The 22,790-nt window shown below is 40.3% G+C and carries 19 protein-coding genes; 11 read left to right on the top strand and 8 right to left on the bottom strand.

Going from position 1 to position 22,790, the window contains the following annotated elements:
- Window positions 1-272 precede the first annotated feature (272 nt).
- Complete coding sequence (gene katG / locus AAEY99_RS13280) at window positions 273-2,546, bottom strand: catalase/peroxidase HPI (protein ID WP_351010789.1); 2,274 nt, start codon at window positions 2,544-2,546, stop codon at window positions 273-275.
- A 433-nt stretch (window positions 2,547-2,979) separates the two neighbouring features.
- Between katG and AAEY99_RS13275 the strand changes: the two genes are divergently transcribed.
- Complete coding sequence (locus AAEY99_RS13275; RefSeq protein WP_101086016.1) at window positions 2,980-3,789, top strand: phosphate/phosphite/phosphonate ABC transporter substrate-binding protein; 810 nt, start codon at window positions 2,980-2,982, stop codon at window positions 3,787-3,789.
- The gene (locus AAEY99_RS13270; protein WP_351010786.1) at window positions 3,776-6,034 is read left to right on the top strand and encodes an ATP-binding protein; all 2,259 of its coding nucleotides are present in this window, start codon (window positions 3,776-3,778) and stop codon (window positions 6,032-6,034) included. Before AAEY99_RS13275 ends, AAEY99_RS13270 begins: the two co-directional genes overlap by 14 nt.
- Before the next feature lie 109 nt (window positions 6,035-6,143).
- Here the strand turns inward: AAEY99_RS13270 and AAEY99_RS13265 are convergent, their stop codons facing one another.
- From AAEY99_RS13265 to AAEY99_RS13255, 3 genes are read right to left on the bottom strand one after another with little or no spacing between them, the layout of a single operon-like run.
- Entirely contained in the window at window positions 6,144-6,680 is a 537-nt protein-coding gene (locus tag AAEY99_RS13265) for a GDYXXLXY domain-containing protein (protein WP_351010784.1), read from the bottom strand.
- Window positions 6,680-7,858 (bottom strand): DUF4401 domain-containing protein, encoded by a 1,179-nt coding sequence (locus AAEY99_RS13260; protein WP_351010783.1) that lies wholly within the window; start codon window positions 7,856-7,858, stop codon window positions 6,680-6,682. The genes AAEY99_RS13265 and AAEY99_RS13260 overlap by 1 nt, the downstream gene beginning before the upstream one ends.
- Complete coding sequence (locus tag AAEY99_RS13255) at window positions 7,851-8,972, bottom strand: DUF2157 domain-containing protein (RefSeq protein ID WP_351010782.1); 1,122 nt, start codon at window positions 8,970-8,972, stop codon at window positions 7,851-7,853. The genes AAEY99_RS13260 and AAEY99_RS13255 overlap by 8 nt, the downstream gene beginning before the upstream one ends.
- Window positions 8,973-9,292: 320 nt before the next feature.
- Here AAEY99_RS13255 and AAEY99_RS13250 point away from each other — a divergent pair, with 320 nt between their 5' ends.
- The 3 genes from AAEY99_RS13250 to AAEY99_RS13240 are packed head-to-tail and all read left to right on the top strand — an operon-like array spanning window position 9,293 to window position 10,442.
- Entirely contained in the window at window positions 9,293-9,541 is a 249-nt protein-coding gene (locus tag AAEY99_RS13250; RefSeq protein ID WP_011638562.1) for a DUF3297 family protein, read from the top strand.
- A gap of 44 nt (window positions 9,542-9,585) precedes the next feature.
- The gene (locus AAEY99_RS13245) at window positions 9,586-9,744 is read left to right on the top strand and encodes a hypothetical protein (protein ID WP_192115567.1); all 159 of its coding nucleotides are present in this window, start codon (window positions 9,586-9,588) and stop codon (window positions 9,742-9,744) included.
- A 53-nt stretch (window positions 9,745-9,797) separates the two neighbouring features.
- Window positions 9,798-10,442, top strand: a complete 645-nt coding sequence (locus AAEY99_RS13240) for a LysE family translocator (RefSeq protein WP_101086012.1) — start codon at window positions 9,798-9,800, stop codon at window positions 10,440-10,442.
- 116 nt (window positions 10,443-10,558) lie between these two features.
- Here the strand turns inward: AAEY99_RS13240 and AAEY99_RS13235 are convergent, their stop codons facing one another.
- Complete coding sequence (locus tag AAEY99_RS13235) at window positions 10,559-11,185, bottom strand: protein-disulfide isomerase (RefSeq protein ID WP_192115569.1); 627 nt, start codon at window positions 11,183-11,185, stop codon at window positions 10,559-10,561.
- A 326-nt stretch (window positions 11,186-11,511) separates the two neighbouring features.
- Between AAEY99_RS13235 and AAEY99_RS13230 the strand changes: the two genes are divergently transcribed.
- Window positions 11,512-12,315 carry a polysaccharide deacetylase family protein gene (locus tag AAEY99_RS13230; protein WP_351010779.1) on the top strand — a complete coding sequence of 268 codons (804 nt, stop codon included), beginning with the start codon at window positions 11,512-11,514 and terminating at the stop codon, window positions 12,313-12,315.
- 238 nt (window positions 12,316-12,553) lie between these two features.
- Here AAEY99_RS13230 and trmH read toward each other — a convergent pair whose 3' ends face one another.
- Window positions 12,554-13,255, bottom strand: a complete 702-nt coding sequence (gene trmH, locus AAEY99_RS13225; RefSeq protein ID WP_351010778.1) for a tRNA (guanosine(18)-2'-O)-methyltransferase TrmH — start codon at window positions 13,253-13,255, stop codon at window positions 12,554-12,556.
- 316 nt (window positions 13,256-13,571) lie between these two features.
- On the opposite strand from trmH, the gene AAEY99_RS13220 reads away from it, so the two are divergent.
- Complete coding sequence (locus AAEY99_RS13220; protein WP_162024281.1) at window positions 13,572-13,958, top strand: ribosome recycling factor family protein; 387 nt, start codon at window positions 13,572-13,574, stop codon at window positions 13,956-13,958.
- A gap of 369 nt (window positions 13,959-14,327) precedes the next feature.
- On the opposite strand, the gene AAEY99_RS13215 is transcribed toward AAEY99_RS13220, so the two are convergent.
- Window positions 14,328-14,903: a porin family protein gene (locus AAEY99_RS13215; RefSeq protein ID WP_011636217.1), complete on the bottom strand. Its 576-nt coding sequence runs from the start codon at window positions 14,901-14,903 to the stop codon at window positions 14,328-14,330.
- A 911-nt stretch (window positions 14,904-15,814) separates the two neighbouring features.
- Here AAEY99_RS13215 and cspE point away from each other — a divergent pair.
- The 4 genes from cspE to AAEY99_RS13195 all read left to right on the top strand — a co-directional run bounded on the left by cspE (window position 15,815) and on the right by AAEY99_RS13195 (window position 21,029).
- Window positions 15,815-16,027: a transcription antiterminator/RNA stability regulator CspE gene (cspE, locus tag AAEY99_RS13210; RefSeq protein ID WP_011636218.1), complete on the top strand. Its 213-nt coding sequence runs from the start codon at window positions 15,815-15,817 to the stop codon at window positions 16,025-16,027.
- Between the two features lie 309 nt (window positions 16,028-16,336).
- Entirely contained in the window at window positions 16,337-16,567 is a 231-nt protein-coding gene (locus AAEY99_RS13205; protein ID WP_162022375.1) for a hypothetical protein, read from the top strand.
- 546 nt (window positions 16,568-17,113) lie between these two features.
- On the top strand, window positions 17,114-18,130 hold the full coding sequence (locus AAEY99_RS13200) for a hypothetical protein (protein WP_101086007.1): 1,017 nt from the start codon (window positions 17,114-17,116) through the stop codon (window positions 18,128-18,130).
- A gap of 712 nt (window positions 18,131-18,842) precedes the next feature.
- Window positions 18,843-21,029: an OsmC domain/YcaO domain-containing protein gene (locus AAEY99_RS13195; RefSeq protein ID WP_123883699.1), complete on the top strand. Its 2,187-nt coding sequence runs from the start codon at window positions 18,843-18,845 to the stop codon at window positions 21,027-21,029.
- A gap of 86 nt (window positions 21,030-21,115) precedes the next feature.
- Here the strand turns inward: AAEY99_RS13195 and AAEY99_RS13190 are convergent, their stop codons facing one another.
- On the bottom strand, window positions 21,116-22,603 hold the full coding sequence (locus AAEY99_RS13190) for a CotH kinase family protein (protein WP_351010776.1): 1,488 nt from the start codon (window positions 22,601-22,603) through the stop codon (window positions 21,116-21,118).
- Between the last annotated feature and the right edge of the window lie 187 nt (window positions 22,604-22,790).

Genomic DNA, 22,790 nt, shown 5'->3' with positions numbered 1-22,790 from the left:
AAACGTCACCGTGTAAATGACAGCATGCACTTTCGTACAGCTCGACATTAACCGTTTTTAGTAGCCAACTTGGTGGCTAAAGCTTCTACTTACGCACTTGGAATAAGACGTGATTGTCTGATAGTCGTGTGCTTAGCGAAGGTTATTTGAGTGTTATAGATAAAAAAAAGCGAATCGATTGATTCGCTTTTGAATGTTAAAGATTCAAGTCCTGTTGTGTCTGTTGCGCTTCAGCTGTTAAGTGTTGCTGCGCTTGGTCACGAGGCTTAATCTTAACGGTCTAAGTTCATTACCTTAGTCCAGGCTGCAGCAAAGTCATTCACAAACTTTTGCTTCGATGTATCAAACGCATACACTTCAGACACTGCACGAAGCTCCGAGTTTGAACCAAAGACTAAATCGACTGAGGTGGCAGTCCATTTTTTGTGACCTGACTGACGATCAAATCCTTCATAAATACCATCGGTTGACGATTTTTTCCAAACCGTAGACATATCAAGTAAATTGACGAAAAAGTCATTGCTTAAGGTGCCCGGTGTGCTTGTGAGTACCCCATGTTTTAGCCCTTTGTAGTTAGCATCAAGTGCGCGTAATCCACCCACTAAAACGGTCATTTCTGGCACCGATAGGTCAAGTTGGTCTGCTTTATCAACTAACATGTCCACAGGCGACTTGTAGCTTTGCTCTGCGTCAAAGTAATTTCTAAAACCATCAGATGTTAGCTCAAGTAAACTAAAGGCATTGATATCGGTCATTGCTTGTGTGGCATCACCACGACCAGCATTAAATGGCACTGATACAGTAAAACCTGCATCTTTAGCGGCCTTTTCTATTGCAGCCGTGCCCCCTAGAACGATTAAGTCGGCCAGTGATACTTTGCTTTTACTAAAGAAGCTGTCGTTGTAGTCCGCTTGAATCGCTTTTAGTGTTTTAATCACTTTAGCGGTTTCAGCCGGATTATTTACTGACCAGTCTTTTTGAGGTGCTAGTGCAATACGAGCACCGTTTGCACCACCGCGCATGTCTGAATGACGGTAACTTGCCGCAGATGCCCAAGCTACACGCACTAACTCTGACACGGTTAAGTCAGACTTTAGAATTTGTGCTTTAAGTGCTTGCACGCCATCGGCATCTATATTTGATTGTGTTTTATCATCTATAGGATCTTGCCAAATTAGACTTTCTTTAGGGACTTCTTTGCCTAAGAAATTACGTGATGGGCCCATATCTCTGTGCGTCAGTTTGTACCAAGCTTTAGCGAAAGCTAAGCGGTATTCTTCTGGATCGGCTAAAAAGCGTTCAGCAATTTTTCGATACTCAGGATCATACTTTAATGCTAAGTCAGCTGTTGTCATGACAGGAGCGTGAAACTTGCCTTTAACATGCGCATCAGGAACGGCTTTATGCAAAGACTCGTCTGTTGGGATCCATTGAATAGCGCCAGCAGGGCTACGAGTTTGTTTCCACTCAAAGGTAAGTAAATTGCTTAGATACAAAGAGGTCCATTGTGTTGGGGCTTGAGTCCAAGCACCTTCTAAACCACTGGTGATAGTGTCTTCTGAGTGGCCTTTACCGCATTTGTTTTTCCAGCCAAGGCCTTGCTCTTCGATACCCGCTGCAGCAGGTTCAGCACCTAAACAATCTTTAGGCTTGTGTGCACCGTGCATTTTACCAAATGTGTGTCCACCCGCAATTAGGGCTAGGGTTTCTTCATCGTTCATCGCCATACGTTCAAAGGCCACACGAATATTTTTGGCTGAGCCCAATGGGTCTGGTACGCCTTTTGGGCCCTCTGGGTTTACGTATATTAAGCCCATGTGAGTGGCCCCAAGCGGGCGCTGTAACTTGCCGCTGCTATCTTCACGGTCGCTAGCAAGCATTTCAACTTCTGGTCCCCAGTACACCATGTCTGGTTCCCAATCATCATTACGTCCACCGGCAAAACCGTAGGTTTTAAAGCCCATATTTTCAAGTGACACATTACCCGCTAATACTATCAAATCAGACCAAGAAATGGCTTCTCCATACTTCATTTTGATTGGCCAGAGTAAACGTCGTGCTTTGTCTAAACTCGCATTATCGGGCCAACTGTTGAGTGGTTCAAAACGTTGCTGGCCACCACCTGCGCCGCCGCGGCCATCAAGGGTGCGATAAGTACCTGCGCTGTGCCATGTCATGCGGATAAAAAAGGGACCATAGTTGCCATAGTCTGACGGCCACCAATCTTGAGATGTGGTCAGTAACGCATTAATGTCTAGTTTTACTTTATCAAGGTCAAGGCTGTTAAATGCCTTGGCGTAATCAAAGTTTTCGCCATAAGGATTAGAGCGCTTATCGTGATCTCGTAGCGCAGATAGATTGAGTTGATCAGGCCACCAAAATTGATTTGTTTTAGCCTGGTTTTCTAATGCTATCCCAGTCCCAACCGCTCCTTTGGGCTTGGTCATTTCTGACTTTTCGTGATTGTTGGCGAAAGCTGAGCCGGATATAAGCAGCATGCTGACAAAACCCGCGAGTACTTTCTGATTAAATAATGGATGTTTCATTGTTAGCTTCCTTAAAGTTAACGCATCTCCGCTTCATGTGAAGATGTATGGTTACGCTAAAATACAAAACCTAATTAACCACTCAAGATATTAACTATCTACTTGATGTACTCGAGGATTAAAATCAGGGCTTAAATGACTAAGCGAAAACAGAGTATAGGAAAGTATCTAAATGGTAGGTGCGAATAAAAACGATTGTTCTAATCTGAAAAGCTGATGCTAATGAAGAATAAAAATATGAGGGAAGATCATAAATAAGTGGGGGGACACACTGATTATTTGCTGACTTATATCGCATTATATTTATTGGCAAGTAGTAGCAAGCCAAAGCATTTATTATGCAATAGACCTGAATTCAAATAATATTTTTATGGTGACTTGAGCAGTATTTAACTAAGCTAGTAAAAATGACACGCTATTTTCTGGAGCGCTAATGAAGTATGTAGTGGCAATATTATGTTTAATTCAAAGCTCGTGGTTATTGGCCCAGGAGTATACGTTTGGGGTTGTGCCGCAATACGAGCCGCAAAAGTTGAATGCAATTTGGCAGCCTTTACTTGATCAGGTCAGTGAACAGACGGGGGTGACGATTAAGTTAGTCACTGTTGAGTCTATACCTGTATTTGAACAAGCTTTTGCCAATGGCGAGTATGATTTTGCTTACATGAACCCTTGGCACAGTGTCATCGCTAACGAAAAACAAGGTTATTTGCCGTTAATAAAAGATGCAGGGCGCCAACTGCAAGGTGTGTTAGTGGTGAATAAAAATAGCGGCATAGACGATGTTAGCCAGTTAGAAGGTGCCGAAATTGCTTTTCCGGCGCCTAATGCATTGGGCGCGTCATTATTAATGCGTGCTGATTTAGCGCAGTTGTATGGGCTAACAATAAAGCCGGTTTATGTGCAAACCCACTCTTCGGTTTATTTAAATGTGGCATTAAACTCTACTAAGGCTGGCGGTGGCGTGTTAGGCACGTTAAAACAGCAACCGCAAAACCTACAAGACAAGCTTAAAATTATTTATAAAACCCGTAAAATAAGCCGTCATCCTATTGTGGCTCATCCAAGAGTTGATCCTGCCATTCAGCAAAAAGTGCAACAAGCTATTTTAGATATAGGCCAAAGCGAAGAGCACAAGCACTTGCTTGCAGGTATTCCCATTATTAAACCCAGTATTGCGACTTTAGCTGAATATCAGCAATTAACTCAATGGGGGTTACGTTCATTTTATGTTGAAAATTAATGGCTGGCGTAGTTTACGGGCACAGAGTTTTATTGCCGTAATGGCGTTTGGTTTTTTACTTGCCTGTTTATTTATTTTTTATGCGCTACCAGAGCAAGCCCGTTGGGTTAATGATGGATTGTCTAAAACGGCACAGCGATCATTACAACAACTCTCAACCTCTGTCACAACGCCTTTGCTTACCCGCCAATACGCTGAGCTTTACGAGCAAATAGATAACCAATTAGACATTCAGCCTAATTGGAAGGCCATTAAAATAGTTGATACGGCAACCGGTAACCAATTGTATCCGCTTGATGTGTGGAACGGGGCAACCCAAAGCGGTGACATGCTGCTTAGCCAACAAATTATGTTTTTAGAAAAACCATTAGCAAGCATTACGCTAGTGGTTAACTTTACCAATGAAATTAATGAATCATCAAAGCTGCATTACACGCTGATATACATTCAATTTATGATTTTAGTTTTATTTTTTATGGCGCTAGCTTGGTTGGTCGATTATAGAATTACTAAACCATTACGCTCATTGGAATTTGCATTTGCACGGCTGGCAAAAGGTGATTTTGATTGTCATGTCGATAAGCACCAAAATAACGAAGTGGGCAGTGTGATTAATGCGTTTAATCACATGGCAACCGAGGTCGCGAGTAATCATCAAAAATTAAATACCCTGCGAATACAGGCTGAGTCGGCAAGTAAAGCAAAGTCAGATTTTATGGCCAGCATGAGCCACGAATTGCGTACGCCATTAAATGCAATTTTAGGCTTAGCACAGTTATATGAATATGATGATCTTGCTAATAAAGTCCAAAAAGACAATGCCAAGGGCATATATCGGGCTGGTGAACATTTACTGTTATTAATAAATGATGTGCTTGATTTAACGGCGATTGAGTCAGGTAACATGCAGTTCAGTTTTGATTATGTGCCAATCAAGCATGTTGTTGAGGATTCAGTTGAGTTTGTAAGTGAACTTATCAATGCACAGTCGATGACGATTCATATCGAGGGATTTAATGAACTCGAAGGGCTGTGCTTTTATGTCGATGAGCGCCGCTTTAAACAGGTAATGTTAAATTTACTCTCTAATGCCATTAAATATAATAAACCCCATGGCGATATTTTTATTAGCTGCAGCGTATCGAGCAATAACCAATGCACAATTAGCGTAGCAGATACCGGTTATGGCTTTGCTGCTGATGACGTTTCTCGGTTGTTTAAGCCATTTGATCGCTTAGGTGCCGAAACGAGCAACATTAATGGCACGGGTATTGGATTGGTTATTACCCGAGAGTTAGTTGAGCGAATGCAAGGCGAGATAAGAGTACAAAGTGAACTAAACAAGGGTTCGTGTTTTAGTTTAATTTTTAATACTTTTAAGCAAGCCGATGTATCCACTAAAACTGACATACTGGCTAAAACAGACTTTACAACTCAATCTGATATAGCAGACATCAACGAACAACTCGTTTCAGCAGAGACTTTTCCTATATTAGAAGTACTGGTTGCTGAAGATCAAGTGACTAATCAGCTAGTGTTAAAGCAACAATTAACCTTGCTTGGGGTACATTCAACGTTTGTGAGTAATGGCGAGCAAGCCTGGCAAACTCTGCAAGATAAACGTTTTGATATACTGTTAACCGATATTCAAATGCCAATTTTAGATGGTTTAGGCCTGGCGAAAAGGATTCGAGCAGATAACCGCTTTAAAGATTTAGCCATTGTTGCGATTACAGCTAACATTATTAAAGACAATATCGATGCTTGTTACGATGCCGGTATGAATGATTTTTTAACTAAACCGGTTGAGTTGGCTAAGCTTAAATCGCTTTTAATGGAGTACTCAACAACCATGGTTAATACTCATATTGACGGTAATAAAGTGTCAGAGGTTGAGACTGATTCATTCGATCAATTAGATATAGCATTGTTAAATGCGATGTTAGGTGATGATCCCACGGTGCATTGCATGGTGTTTAATGCCTTTTTACAAACGGCAGGTGAGCAAGTTAAGTTAATCAGTGTTTATGCGACTAGCGCAAACTACGCCGATTTATCGTTTCAAGCCCATGGCTTAAAGTCGTCATCAAAATCGGTTTCGGCATTAACGTTAGCCGATATTTGTCAGCAAGTTGAAACACTGGCTGCAAAGGGCAGCGTTACCGCTGAGCACGTGAGTGACTTAGAACAATGCTTTAACGAAGTCGTGATTCAGTTAACACGTTATTGTGAATACTATGAATAATGAACTAACGAACCCTTTGGTTGATTAGTCATTTATAAGCATTATACCGCCCACAATCGAACAGTTTACTTTAGCGATTGTGCACAAGTTATGAATGACATTTGTTTATTTAAATCTGCTTAAAATCCTTGTCTATCATGTTACTGAGTAACAATTGTCCTGCCTGGTTAACTCTAAACTCGCCATATCTTGCGTGTTCAAACTCTTCAGCTCGGCCTTCTTGAAAGAAAAAAGCGTTGCTGGCCAGTTTGACTCTGCCGTCACGAACGCGGTACTGGATCAGTCGCTGTGCTGGTGTTAGCGTGGCACCGTTGTAGATACTGTCAAATTGGGCAATACGATTTTGGTCGAGTGTGACAATAAAAAAGCCATCATGGTTATTTGACGTGTTTGAGAGTTCATCGACTGACCGGCTAACTGTTCTCGCGATATCGTAATTTAACGCCATGTAATCACCTTGCATTAACGAGCGAGGGTCGACGGGAGCCAGTTCAAACAGGATGATTTCGCCATTAGCCAACAAGTGTTCTTGTTGATAAATCTTGTAGTTAATACCAGCAAGTATCAATACTGCCGCGATAATAGCCCAAAGCGACCGCTTACTGAGTTGGCGTGAGTTGAGCGCCGCCATAGTATTTAATTGCATTATGGTTGCTCCTTATTGTGTGCCGTTGTCGCGGTATTCATGGTCATTTCTGCTTCAGCTGTCTTGTTCGTATTTATGCTCATGGCAAATCTGAGCAGTAGTAGCACTATGCCGCTGGCCATTAACCACAGTGATTTATCAAACAAGTCGATGTGGAGTGAGTAATAATACATGCCGATAAAGGCGAGCAGGGCGCATACCGAAATGATGACTAATTTACGCTCGTTATAAAAATAGCCTAGCAGTAGCATTAGTAGTGCGGCGCTTAATCCGCTCATGACGATAGAAAGTAGGCCGATTAATATTGCTGCAAGAATCACCATCAACTTGTTGCGAGGACGCACTATAAAAACTTGATTGCTATTGGCATTGCTATCAGTATTAGCATCGCTATTGGCATTAGAATGGAGCTGGTTAAAAATTTGATTAATCAGCCATAGCGCAGATAATAGGCTGATTATGATAGCTAAGTAGTCACTTAGACTAGAGCTTAATGCCATGAGCACGTTAGGCAGTTCCATGGTGTCGCTAATTTCTGACAACATTAAATTGGCGAGTAGTAAACTGATAGCAACGGCGTAACCTAGCATTCTGATACGTTGATAATGTTGTGGCCATCGATAAAGCTGAGTCCATATAACCACTAAACTCAGCACCAATAATGGCAATATGAGTAGCGATAAATGGTTAATCACTAAGATGGCTAATAAGCTGGGAACCATGGCTAATGCCGCGACAAATTGGTTGGCTTTGTGGGGTATGGCTATCCAGTGTATGACAAACGTGACCACATAAATGACTGCGATGAGTGTTTCGTTGCTAGATTCTAGGCTTTCGAAGGTGCCAAAAAGCAGCATTGTTTGTCCACATAAACTAAACGCAAATACCATTTGTAGAATAAATTCTTGGCGATTCTCACCCAGTCGGTAATACGCTAAGCATCCTAGACTCAGTACGCCACCAAAGCCGATAAACGATTCGGTTATATCACTCGCAGATGACACCCCCAGCATCACAAACGCTAATAAAAATAGCGCAGCAACCCAACCACCAAGCATTTGTGCAGCAATGATATACCAAGGGCTGGCTAACAAGGATTCTGGTGCGGTATCAGTATTTACCCAGCCTTTATTTTGCAGTGACAGCCATAATGCGTTGTATGATTTAATGTTACTCATGAGCGGCTTCCTCACTGTTAAGCATTGCCGTTTGAGCAAACTCTGTTTGTAATTTTTTTAACCAATATAAACTGCCACTGGTTAAGCCTATGACCACCATCGCTATCAGAAAAAAGCCTCCAATGGTGTCGTGGCTATCAAATAGCTCCTTTGAAAGTAGCGAAACAATCGCGGTACTTATGCTGGTTAACACCAGTGTGAGCGGATACAAAGCGGGCGAACGATAACGATACCAAACAAATAAGCTAGTCAGGATGGCGAGGTAAAGCAGCGCATAATAGGTAATATGTTCGCTCGAGTCGAAGTCATAGCTGAAGTCAAAAATGATCCACACTATTAGCCAGGTAAATGCACTCAGACTAGCCAGTAAACTGGTTGCTTCTACCATGGGGCAGTTAAAGCGTAATTGTCCGCGCCACTGACAGCTTTTCGCAAGGGTAAATAGTAGGTGAATGGCTAAGTTAACTAAGCCAAAAATAGCAATTTGTTGCATGTCTTCGAGTAGAAAACTAAATACAGAAGCAAAGGATTGAAGATATAACCCTAGGCTGACGTTGAGTAATACCACTACCAGTAACCACAACAGATCAAAACCTGCGATGTAAGCAAAAGGTAAAATTAATACTGCCCAAATGGCGAATAGTTGCCATGGATCGGCGCCAGTTTGATAGGTTTGCCCAACTAACGCCAGCAATGCCCCGAGCATAATACTGGCCCCGAGTAACATTGCATTGGCTAAGCTCCAGCCATAAGTCTGTTGGTTGTGTTGAGCTTGCAAATGATATTGATCATGTTGGGATTTTTGCTGTAAATATTGCTTTTTTTGCGCGCGGTTAGTGAGATAGAATCCGCCAATAAACAACGCAAATATGGTTTCGACTATGGCAAATTTATTGAGGTGTGATAGCGCATCCCAGTTGAAGGCCATGAAAAAAATCACCCCAGCGCCAAATAACAACACTCCGAGATACAGTAAGATATTGGCGATTAATAATTGCCAATTTTTTGCGTTTGGATGGGGATAGACCTCTAACATTGCGGCTTTAAGGTTAGCGGGGGCAATCTTGCCGTCTAAAAACCAATGCCATATAGTTGATCGTTTTTGCGTCATCATCCCTTGCCCATTATCCCTTTGATTAAACCCGTGGCAGTCAATACTCTTTCGCTCACTACGCTAAATGTAAACTAACGCTACCGATATGCAATTAAAAATCATATGCAATTAAAATGCATTGAAAATATCATACGGGATTTTAAATACAGACACTTAGCTTAACACTCAGCTTAACACTGATGCTTAGCGTTTATTATTAGTACTTCTTCCCTGGCAGACAGTATCTTTTCGGTGCGACTCACATTTATGACAGCCGCTATTGAGCATCAGGCCGGTATTGCCTACAATAGCGCACGTTTTATTAACTACAGCATACGACAATGAACGACACTACTGCTAAACCCGCTTTACCAGATCGCCTTAGCGTTAATCCACGTAGCCCACACCATGTGGCTGCAATTTTCGAACACGAGATTGGCATTTTGTTTAATGGCAAAGAGCGTGCTGATGTTGAAGAATATTGCATCAGTGAAGGTTGGGTAAAAGTCGCCTCGCACAAAGCATTAGATCGTCGTGGCCAACCGCTTACGATGACAGTAAAAGGCAAGGTTGAAGCGTTCTACAAGTAAGACTGATTACCTGTTATTTATTGTTAAAACGAAAGGCTAGCCGAATGGGCTGGCCTTTGTTGTTTGTAGCGGTGTTATCCATTTGCGTTACAGTCATTAACTCATTTTCCCGTCAAGTACCTAATCGTAAACAATCTCTGCCAATGGTCGCAGTGCTTAAACATGGCATGAAGGCCAACATGACTTTCATTCATGTTGAATAGCTGTAGAATCCGCGCCTTATTTTCCCGTCTTAATAGTTGTTGTTTGTGTATTTATGATGATTGATCTGGCTTTGCTTCCTTTATATTTAACCACTGTGGTCGCGTTATTATTAATTCCTGGACCTGACATGCTGTTGATCGCCAGTTCCAGCTTGAGTTATGGCCGCAAAGTGGGTGTATATGCCTGTTTTGGTAATGCCACCTCTGGACTGGTGTTAACCTTGCTTGCTGCTATGGGTGTTTCTGCACTTGTGGCAATGAATCCAATGGCGTTAGAGCTATTACGGGTATTGGGCGGGGCGTATTTATTGAAAATGGGTTGGGATTGTATGCGCAGTGGTACAAGCGACGCGCCCGAGATTACCCAACAAGGTAATGTTGCAAAATTACTCTATCGTCGTGCGGTACTGAGCAATTTACTGAATCCTAAAGCGTTGATCTTTTTTGTGTTATTTTTGCCTCAGTTTGTGTCTACTCAGTTGAGTGCTAGTTCAGGTGAACAAATGCTGGCGCTAGGTTTGTTGCTGAATGTGATGGGATTGACGTTCAATTTGCTGTTGGTAGCATTAGTGGGTAGTTTGGGTAAATCTTTGCTCAAAAACGAAAAATTCCGCACATATCAACATAAATTTATGGGTGTAATATTTTTTGCATTAGCCATTTGGTTACTCGCATCGCAAGTTCAAAGCATTGCTTAACCTTTAAGGTTGAAAGAGGCGGTTAACTAAAAACCACGGTCATTAGCCGTGGTTTTTTTGATCTTACTGCTGGCGCATTCACATCGATGATGTATTTGGCGAGTGACGAGTTATCGTTATGCTTCAGTTTTAGCGAGTTTAATCGCTGCTATCTCTTTTTCAACCGCAGCAACCACAGCATGAGGGCTGCTCAGGTATTGTGAGTGATCGATAAAAATAGCGTTATCATTAACGGTCATGACTAAAACGGGAAAGCCGGTCGTACCAATGACTTGTTGTATCTCTTCTATGCCTTCCAGTACGTACTCTGCGTCCATACTGAGCTCATCTTTAAACACTTTATTTGATGGTGACAGCTTAAATTTTTCTACAATGTCATTAAAGTCGTGCTTGTTGCTAAGCGGGTTGCCTTCAATGAAATGGGCTCTTTGTAGCGCATTGAGCACATCTAATTGCTTGTCAGCTTGTTTGCCCTGCAACCAGGCCATAAAGTTTGCGGTTTTGATTGAGCTTTTAGGACTGTTTACGTAACGAATATGATCGCGGCCAAATTTCAGTCCACTCATTTTTGCAGCCGCTTCCATTTGCTCTTCGCCAGCACTGTCTTTGCCAATGTAATGTGCGCTATGCAGTAAATGTACATTCATTTCGGGATAGGCTTGCTGCAATGCATTCACCAACGGTGTGGCGGCATAGCTCCAAGGGCAATGTGAGTCGTAGATAAAATAAAGCTCAGTGGTCATTAAGTGAATTCTTGTTTGCGAGTCAGATGTGCTGATCCTAAATAGTTTATGAGTATTATACAATCATTGAATCTGCACCAATTGAGCTGAAGTTGCCTGAGGCGTTGAATAAACGATAGCTTTCAATACTGTATAAAAAACGGCTACCGTATAAAAGCAATTGCCTATAGGATTAACACTAGCGACTAATATGCATGGCGTCGGCCAAGTCCAATAGACGATTGAGCTTTTGATTACATAACACTCAACCATGCTGATGTAGATTAAACGCATGTGGATTAATGACAAGGAATTAGTTCAAGTGACTTTATGGACACTAGATTATTATGATTAAACCAATTTGTTTTTTTGCTGCACTACTACTTTCATTATCAAGTTATGCAGAAACGCCAAGTACGGTTAACACACTAGGTGATACGTTCACTTGGCCAGGCGGGAGCAAGTTAGCCGTTAGTCTGTCTTATGATGATGCGCTTAATAGTCAGTTAGATAATGTGATACCCGCGCTGGATAAACATAATTTCAAGGCGTCTTTTTATGTGGTAGTAAACTCTCCGGTTATGAATGTCCGGTTAGATGAATGGCGTGCAGCAGCTAACCGTGGCCATGAGCTTGGCAATCACAGTGTTTATCATCCTTGTCGAGCCTCTTTGCCGAACAAATATTGGGTAGAGGCGCATCATGATCTTGATCATTACAGCGTGGCGCAGATGATTGAAGAGCTAAAAGTAGCCAATACTTTTTTAAAGGCCATTGATGGTCAATCGGAACGGACTTATACGGTGCCTTGTGGCGATATGGTGATTGGCGCTGATGTGTTGAGTCACCAACAATACCTGAGTCAGCTCAATGAGTTATTTACAGCGGTGAAAGGGCAAGGGAAAGATTCTCGATTTTCACTGATATTATATCCAGAAGGCCAAAGTGGCAAAGAGCTTATCGATTATATTCGCCATATTCCCGCAGATACTTTACTGGTAAACGTAATATTTCATGGGGTTGGAGGAGATTATTTATCGGTGTCATCTGAGGCACACGCTGAATTATTAACGTTTTTAGCCAATAACCGGGATGCTTATTATGTTGATTCATACATCAACTTGATGAAATATGCTGACAGTAAGCTGTAAGTGTTCAATCATTTGATGGTAGGCAAGGGAGTGTAGATGGCAGGTTGATAAACCTCGTAGTTTTCTTATAACTCAGCGGTTATTTCAAATGAATCAAAACTCTATCAAGTCGTTCAGAATACTTATCAAACAGTGGTGCAGAATAATTGAGGCCGAATACTGGCCTCAATTACTGGCCTCAATTATTAGTTCTTAGTTCTTAGTTATTAGTTATTAGTAGATGTACTGAGTTGATGCATCAATCCACCAACGTTTGTGGATTTGGTGCGCGCATTCTATCCCACCACTCTTTGTCAGCTACAATTTGGCCTTGATCATCAATGGCGGGGTAGGGGATCTGTTTGCGGCGACACGCTTTGGCATAAACCGGATGACCTTGTTCAAATAACATAGTCTGGCAGTAGCTGTGATCCAGTCTACGTGTACCGTACATCTTGGCTACTTCGCGCTGGCGCTGAGCTTCATACATCACTAGTGCAGCGGCAACCGACACGTTAAGCGATTGCACCATGCCACGCATGGGAATAATGATATGTTGGTCTGCTGCCGCAATGGCTTCTGCGCTGACGCCGTCACGCTCATTACCCATTATAATGGCAGTGGGTTGAGTATAATCAATCTCACGAAAATCAACCGCAGAGTCCGAAAACGTAGTGGTTAATATCTGCATTTTCTGTTTTTTAAAGGCCTGGTGAGCTTCTTCAAAAGTGTAATGTTTAACGGTATTAACCCATTGCTGGCTGCCAGAAGCGGTATTACCCGATACCCGCATATCATCATCGGGCCACACTGCATGAATTTGATGTATGCCCACACAGTCAGCAGAGCGAAGAACCGCAGCAATATTATTGGTCATATGCACTTTATCAAGGCAAACCGTTAAGTCGACTTGGCGGTTATCAAGCATTTGATTTATTCGGGCAAAACGTTCTGGACTCATGAGGTATTTCTACTTAATTTTATTCAACATATTTTAACATTAGCTTTCAACAGAAAGGGCGCTAAATGCGCTGGTAAGCGGTTAATATTGATAGCAGGTGATTATTTCGAGTGGCATTATAGCGTTAAAATGCGAACGCTAAAACGTCATCAATCGTGACAAGAGATTGGTTACTACATAATTCTGATTTTTATTACTATGTTGATTTTAAAGATATGCTAGTAAGTTATAGATAACGTTGAAGTTAGTAGTTTTTACCGATAAAAGTGTTTTAGCCAGAACTCATTTCAACAAAGTAGGTTTGCCACAAAATATTATGATTGAAGATATTACCATCCCACTTCCATCACTTATTCATCGAATTGGTGGGGAGAAAGCCAAGCAAGCTAAAGTCATTGCGCTGCAATTTAACTGCGAGCTGAAGCGTGTACGTCGGTCTCGGAATTGGGGCGTTATCGGTGAGGCGGTTAATATTCAGTCGTTTACTGAACAGTTAAAAGCACAAAATGATGATAATTTTCGTTATCTTATTCAAAAGATTGAGACCGCGCTTCTTGGCCATGCAGATAAGTTAGAGCCATTAGATGCAAAACTTGTCCGCTTAATTAAACAAACTCCAGGTATCACCTTGGGGGAACTTATGCAGCTTACCCAATGTACGTTAACTGAGGCGCGAGTGGCTCGTTTTAAAGTCGATTTTTGATTATTTCAACGTGTGATTCTTACTTTTTTATGCTGCAGGATCGCAATACTCCGTGGCGATAAAAATACAGCGCTTGTTGTTTTGAGCCCCAAGCTCAGTATGTAAATTTTGCATCGCAGTGAATAAACAGAGTTAAAGATAAGCAACCTAAATCATCAATTGTTTTATTGACGTAAATCGCAGACACAAGAGCGATGCTCATATAACTTGTTTGGGTAGAAGGTTAATCGCTTTAATGCGGATCTTAGAATGATAGGTATAAAATAAAGGTGTAACACAATTTGCATTACACCCTTCTGAATTTTATTATTAAGTAGTTAATTTAAGCACTCTACTTAATCACTAGAATCACTAGAATCACTAGAATCACTAGAAACGATATTCAACACCGATACTAGCCTGCTTAAAGTCTGTTTCTGTGTCAGAACCGTTAGAGACATTATCTAAGTTAATTTCTGCATCATACCAAGTGTACTCCGCATTAATTAAAAAACGATCTGTTACTTTAAACGCGACACCAGCACCGGCAAATACACCTTCATCATCTTTATTGCCAGAAAACCCGACCACGTCATAATCTGTTGAGTACCATAACTGACCACCTTTGGCATACAACTCTATTCGCTCAGCAATTGGCAATGTCACTTTTAGACCAGCGGTATAACCATCTGTTTCAGCGCTAGATAAGTTGTTGCCGTAACTACCAAAATCAATATAGCTACCTTCTAGAGCTAAGTATTTGTTGAAGCGATAACCTACTAGGCCCTGGAGTACATCATTGTCGTCGTCAAAGTCATCTTCGCCATCGACTTTTAGGTAACCATAATTAGCGCCGACATAAACGCCATTTTCTGCTACGTCTTTCTTGAAGTCATCAGCGTGAGAATAAGTACTAAAAGAGGCTAACGAAATAAGTCCGGCTAAAGTAAGAATCGTATTTTTCATAAGGTACTCCTAGTTAATTACGTAAATACATCTAACTAAATACAAAACAGATGCCAACTTTATAAAAGTAACAGAGAGTTAATTATCGATATTTAAATTTAACAATTAATATCAACAGCTTATGTTTAGTGTTTTTGGTAAGGGAAGGTGTAGGTGATGATATCTCAAGCGAAATGGCTTATTTTTTCACCCGCTCAATGAGCCAGTAATAATGTAAAACGGTATTTTTTTCTGATTGAATTGTAATTTTTTCATCTTTAAAACATAATGTTATCAATATGTTGTGGTTTTATTTGTTGTTGCCTATTTTCTAGAAAAGATAAAATCTTAGTCTTAAACTTGCTATGTTGATTTAGCTTTTTAAAGTGTAGGTTTGTCCGATAGCGTTAAAGTACAACCATTAAAGTACAACCATCAAAGAAAGATAATGACTATACAGTCATAAGCCCAATAACCGGATTATCAACACGGTAGGATCGAAAACCTAGATTGTAAATTGGGTTGGATGACTTGCCTAATTGAATTATGAAGCTAATTTCATATCTGTTTTTGGTTAACGGCTATGGCAGGCGCTATGGCAGGCTTAGTGGCTAATCTAGTGGCTAATCTAGTGGCTAATCTAGTGCATTAAGGTTGCAAGTGGCAATGCTGCTAATCAAGTGGTTTTAGGTGTTGTTTATATTTATTCAATAAAAATATTTACAAGCTTAGATATTCGTGTATTATATGTCTTGCTCTGACATTCAGAGTTATTAATGAACATCAAGTAAAAGAAAAGCCTTAGAATCTCTTCGTTATCGTTGTTATCCTCTGTGTTTCCCTTAGCTTCATCGTGACATTCAATAATTCAAGCTTGAGCGCATCGCATTTTCGCGACAGATTGATTAATTTTAATATATAAGGGACACATCATGTCTAACAAAACAACTGGTTTAGTAAAATGGTTTAACGAAGATAAAGGTTTTGGTTTTATCACTCCTGATAACGGCGGCGCTGACGTGTTCGTTCATTTCCGTTCAATCACTTCAGAGGGTTTCAAGACTCTTGCTGAAGGCCAGAAAGTTTCTTTTGATGTTGAGCAAGGCCAAAAAGGCCCACAAGCTGCTAACGTAGTAGCTGTGTAACTCGACGTTATAAGAATAACGCAAACGGTTTAACGACTGTTTGCGTTTTTTTATGTCTGCGATTTAACAACTTGTATTCGTAACGGGTATAAACGGTTTATTTTTGTAGTGTCATCATTTCAAATTATTATTTTAACTATGTCTCCTCTGCTTGTTAATCACCATCCTCAATATGAGCGGAATCTAACTGTGATCTAATTTTCTTATTTCTCCATAATCCTATTTCTACTTTGATCTGAATCAAGGCTATTGATCGCAAATAGTTTCATTATATTAGCTGTACATCATGTTGATGATAGCGAGGCCATAATGCCGGATAACAAACTCATATTGATCTTAAAAATCTGTATCTCGATAGGGTTCAGCCTAATTTTGTTAGGCATTTATTGTCATAATTTCAGTGATACGATTGAGATGATGGGAGTTAATGGAATTATTATTAGTTCGATGTGCGTGGCCTTTGGCATGGCATTGTCGCTACCGACAAAAATGTACCTGACTTTTATGCTGGTTAAGCGTGAAGCAGATAAAGCGTCATAATCTCATCGTGGTCAGTTCGTTACAAGATGAGCGTTAATGTTTACACTAACGATATTTCATTTCACATAGAATGTTATTCCCTCCTAGAACACTACAGCAAGTCGCTTTTTAATGACTAAAACAGTCTAATTCTCTTCATTTTCTATTAGAAAATCGGTTGTCATAATACATAAATTAACGGGCATAAAAAGAAATTTTTCGCGGTTTCAATAACAATTTAATACTTAATGATGATGTTTTTTAGTGGTTGATTATTAAAGATTATATATAAATTCAGAGCCGAATGATGGTTAGTTTATTGTGGCTATAACGCTGTTGGTTCATTTTATATTGAGTGATAGCATATTTGAGGTTAAAAATACTTATTACATTGATTTTAGAGCTATTAAGTATATTGAAATAAATTGTTTAATCGCTAAAAAATGATTTAATTTGAGGGTATATGTGTGACTTTTATTATCTTTTAGCCTTTTTCGTGGTGACATTAGTAGTTGGATCAGTTATTACTATTTATACAAACAGGAAAATAACATTTAAGGAAAAATAATGCCTTCATGGTTTGATAATGTTCAGCTTGGTTTTGATATGGCGACAAGTCTGACAATTGTTGGTGCCGCAGTGACTTGGGTTATTCGTGAAAAGAAGCAGGCTGAAGCTGAAAAAGTGCGCGGAATTAATCAACAAGTTCGATCTACAAGTCTAAAAAAAGTACAAGATGTACTTTTTGAGATGGAAGATAAATTTTCAGTGTTGATCAATGAGACACAGACCTATGAAAATATGATCGATAATCGTGTTCGCAAAGTAAATGATCAACTCGATTTTTCTCGGTTGAATTTAGCGATAAAACGAGATGATCAATTTCTGATTAAAGCGATTGATCGTCTCCAAGCGATTCGCGAAGAATTAGGCCAATTTTATGAATTGATTCAGGTTAGACGTTATAGCTTGATACCTTTACTTGATGCTATTGAAGAAGGTGATAAGTATATTGGTGTATTCCAACAAAACATCGACGAAGTCGGTGATGCTTATAACCAAGTGACATCAGGAAATGTATCTCTGTTAAAAGAGCTGGAAGCCGTTATTTCAATGCTCAACAAACAGTTTGGTGATGAGCTTATTGACGTATCTGATGAAGTCAAAAAAGAGCTTTTTCAAAAGATATCGACAGATGAAACGTTTATGAAACCAATACAATCTATCATTTACGATGAAGATTATTTCTATTGGGTACAACGTTTTGTTCCTGCAGGAAGAGAAGAAGATTATTTAGAAAAGGTTGTCAGACCAAGTAAAATTGAAGATAAAGAGCTTTGCTCTGAAGTAATGGTTCATTTTATTTTAGCCTTAATTGGTAAAAATCATGAGCTAATTTCTCAAGTCTTGAGAACCGCTTCGGGATCGGTGATGAAAGCCAGAATTGAGTGTAAAGATATTTTGATTTCACTTAGTGCAATTTCGCATAAATTGGTGATGGATAATCACGGCGATACACTTGAAAAAGTAATCGCAAAGTATGAGTCTGAAGAATATTTTGGCCGAAACGTAACTATTCGCTAGTCGATCTATTTAACATTGAACTTGCTGTTTATATTTTACAGATGATTAGGGTCTGTTGATCTTTGTTGGTTGAATTTTGTTCGAGTGAAAACGTTTTAATCGAGGCTAATGAATTGCTGCCTAGTCATCTAAGCAAAATGCATTCAACAAAGAGTAAAACGTTTTTAGCCGAACCTTTCGGGCAGCGTTTGTAGGTCATTTTTACTGTGTTATCGACTTTTTATGTAGAATAACTACACCGCAAAGTCTCTGCCTTGTAGCTCATGTTTAAGTAATGGCCAGCAATTCGCTGCAAAAACAACCTTGAAAGATCAACAGGACCTAGTGTTTCTAGGTCTTACCGGACTTAGTGGCAGATGAATGAGGGGGATAACCTTTCATCATTTATACATTGGGTTTTGCCTTTACCAAGACTGGCTTTAACCTTTGCCGTTAATACATTCATAATACGATCTGTGACGATTGGCTCTACAGTGATATCTGTTTATTTTTATTGAAATGAGCGTGTTCATCAATTTAGTCATTTTTATAAACACTATTGATTAGCTAGCACTGTTCTGCTGCTAGCTAATCAATAGTGTTTATCCTGCAAAATCACCTTAAAGCTATCATTTTGGCAATTAACCCAAGACTATTGGGTCAAAAACACCGATAATTCACCCTAATTTAGACAAGCTGGCCGTTTGGTTGCGCAAGACTGTGGATATATTCAATGGAAATCAAAGTAAATTTTCTCGATAATTTGAGACTCGAAGCTAAGTTTGACGACTTTACCGTCACCGCCGATCAGCCGATCCGTTACAAAGGTGATGGTTCTGCTCCTAGTCCTTTTGATTATTTCTTAGCATCTTCAGCACTTTGCGCCGCTTACTTCATTAAGGTGTATTGTAAAGCTCGTGATATTTCGACTGAAAATATCAAATTGTCGCAAAACAATATCGTTGACCCGGAAGATCGTTATAACCAAATTTTCCAAATTCAAGTTGAGTTACCGGATGATATTTCGGATAAAGATCGTCAAGGTATTTTACGTTCAATCGATCGTTGTACCGTTAAAAAAGTGGTTCAGACTGGGCCAGAGTTTAAAATCGAAACCGTTGAAAACTTAGACGCCGACGCCAATGCGATGTTGATGGGCCAAACTGAAGCCGATGCGAGTACTTTTATCTTAGGTAAAGACTTACCGCTTGAGCAGACTATTAAAAACATGACGGGGTTGTTAGCCGACCTTGGGATGAAGATTGAGATTTCGTCATGGCGTAACATTGTGCCTAATGTGTGGTCTTTACATATTCGTGATGCAGCATCACCTATGTGTTTCACCAACGGAAAAGGTGCCACTAAAGAGAGCGCGTTATGTTCTGCTTTAGGCGAGTTTATAGAGCGTCTTAATAATAACTTTTTTTATAACGATCAATTCTTTGGTACTGAAATCGCCAATAGCGAATTTGTGCATTACCCAAATGAGAAATGGTTTGCACTAGAAGACGATGATGCTCTGCCTACTGGCATTTTAGATGAGTACTGTTTAGACATTTATAACCCCGATGAAGAGTTATGTGGCTCACATTTAATTGATACTAACTCAGGCAATAAAGATCGTGGCATTTGTGCTATTCCATACACGCGTCAGTCAGATGGGGAAACGGTCTATTTCCCGTCTAACCTTATTGAAAACTTATTTTTAAGCAATGGCATGAGTGCGGGTAATAACCTGCAAGAAGCCCATGTGCAGTGTTTATCTGAAATTTTTGAACGTGCAGTTAAACGTCAAATTATCGAACAAGAAATTGTACTACCCGATGTGCCAATGGCAGTACTAGAGAAATTCCCAAGTATTTTAGCGGGCATTAAAGGGCTTGAAGAGCAAGGCTTCCCTATTGTTGTGAAAGACGCTTCTTTAGGCGGTCAATTTCCTGTTATGTGCGTGACCTTAATGAACCCACGTACTGGTGGTGTATTTGCCTCGTTTGGTGCACACCCTAGCTTTGAAGTGGCATTAGAGCGCAGCTTAACCGAGTTATTACAAGGTCGCAGCTTTGAAGGCTTAAACGATGTGCCAAAGCCTACTTTTAATAGCATGGCAGTGACTGAGCCAGAAAACTTTGTTGAACACTTTATTGATTCAACAGGGGTTATCTCTTGGCGTTTCTTTAGCAGTAAGTTTGATTACGAATTCTGTGAATGGGACTTTAGCGGTACTAGTGAAGAAGAAGCCAGCGGTTTATTCGGTATTTTAGAGGCCATGGGCAAAGAAGTGTATATTGCCGAGTTTACAGATTTAGGCGCATCTGCGTGTCGTATTTTAGTGCCGGAATATTCAGAAGTATATCCAGTAGATGACTTGATTTGGGACAACACCAATAAGTCTTTAAACTACCGTGAAGATATCTTAAATCTGCATTCATTAAGCACTAAAGCGTTAGGTAAGTTAGTTAATCGCTTAGAAGAAAGCCAGCTAGATAACCATACCGATATTCGTACGTTAATTGGTATTGTGTTCGATGAGAATACGGTTTGGGGCCAGTTAACCATTATCGAACTGAAGATTTTGATTTATCTTGCATTGGGCTCGCACGAAGATGCGATTGAATTGGTAGGTGAGTTCTTACAGTTTAACGACAATACCGTCCAACGAGGTCTGTTTTATCAAGCTGTGAATGCAGTATTGGAAGTGACCTTAGATGAAGACTTAGAACTTGAGCACTTTATCGGTAACTTTAACCGCATGTTCGGTAAAGAAGTGATGGACAATGTCGTCGGTTCGGTTAATGGCACAGTACGCTTTTATGGCCTGAGCAAAACCAGCATGAATCTCGAAGGCATTGAACCGCATTTACGTTTGATCGAAAGCTACAAAAAACTACATCAAGCGCGTAAAGCAAACCTTAGTATCTAGTTTATTGGTTCTGTTTTGCATAGCAAAAAGCCCGCCATTTATGTGGCGGGCTTTTTGTTGCGCTATATTGTGAAGGAGTGGCGTGCTTACTGTTTGTCTAAATAGCTTTCTACAGCAGTGGATCTATCTTCTGCATGCTCTATTAGCTCATCGATAGCACGGTAAAAATCGCTGCTACTTTCTAAAAAGCTATACCCAGATACTTCAGTGGTCGCATAAGGGGCAACAAGTGCAGAGTAAGCATTGTAGCTTGCTTGCATTTTATTGGTTTCAAATGCATCGCTGATAACCTCCAGTAAAAACTGGTTGTAGCGGTCACGGTATACATCATCTGCGTACAGTTTTGATATGAGTGGCCAGCTGCTTGAGTTGAGGTCTGAGAAGTCTAACGACAATGCGCCACCTTGTTTCCCGTCTTGCAATGCTTCGTTGTTGTCCCAAGGTATCCAGGTCAGTTTTGAATTGTCTGGATTGTTATATAAATAGTAGTTGTGTGGCATTAAGCCGTAAGTGTCCCAGTTTTGAATGATGCCATTAACGGCTAAGTATTTTAAAAATACATCAACATCAAATACCGTTTCTAGATTGGCTCGCCATGTTTCAGGATCTGTGGTGCGAGTGTCGTCGTGTAGGGCGGTAAACAGGGCTTGTATGTCAGACCAATCTTCGTCGTCTTCGTTAGTTTTTTTCTCAAAGTCTTCTTGATTAAATGACCCATCAACAAACATTGCGCCATCATCTTCGGGTTTGTACAAGTTACCTTTGTCGCTAGAAAATTGCGTGTCGATTACCGTGTCATCAATTTCTTCTACAAGAGTATATAAACCAAAATATTCTGGGCCGTCTCCATGGTCAACGTATAAGGTGTAAAACCCTGTGTGAGATACAGCAAGCCCAGCGTCTTTAAACACATCCGCTGCGACTTTTTCACGTAACATTGACTCATCATCAAAGTTATTTTTTAAACTAAACTTTTTAAAACCATAAAAACGTTGGTTTTTAATTTGCGGGTAATCGTCTTCATACTCGTCGAAATCAAGTTTAAGTGCCAGTTTAAGAATGCCTTGTTGCCAGCTAGTTTGCAGTGATGAATTACCTTTAAAGCGAATGCCGACGCGATACCATTGCGTGCCGTTATAAAATACTTCAGCTGGAACAAAAATAGGATCTTCATCGGTATCACTTAAGCTATTTGATGAGCTTCTACCAAACTCACCATAAAGTGCTGTCATGTCATCTAACATGCTTTGCCAGCGCGCTTGTGTGACAACGATATCAAGCCGTTTAACTTCGGTATCACTAAACACTTCATCAAAGTTAGGGTCGACATTTTTACTGTGGGTTTCGTCTGTCCAATCGGTCGCTACAAAATCTGCGTCAGTGACCTCTGTTTCGGTATCAGTGCTTGTGTCAGTATCAGCGCTAATGACCGTTTCGGCTATTTCGCTGTTGCTATCACTGTCGCTACCACAACCTGTGAGTATGAAAGCACAACTGAGTGTCATGATAAGTAATAGTGTCATTGGCTGGTTAATTAACCGCTTTTTGAGGTGTAAGTTATTAAGGGAAAACATCGGGCTCTCCTAGTACTTGGGTAAGATTGTTAACATAAAGTCATTACCAGCATGTTAGAGAGTAAAAGTGCAGAAACTGCACAGTGAGTGTGGAACAAAATAGCAAGTCGATAAAAGTGCGATCTTGTTCACTGTGATATATTTGCGTGCTAATAGCCGTCGCCACCGGTATTCGATAAGATAAATA

This window comes from Shewanella sp. S1-58-MNA-CIBAN-0166, from assembly GCF_040310085.1.
In the GTDB taxonomy this organism is placed as follows: domain Bacteria; phylum Pseudomonadota; class Gammaproteobacteria; order Enterobacterales; family Shewanellaceae; genus Shewanella.
The sequence above is the reverse complement of the archived record's forward strand: the minus strand, read 5'-3'. Positions and strand labels throughout refer to the sequence as shown.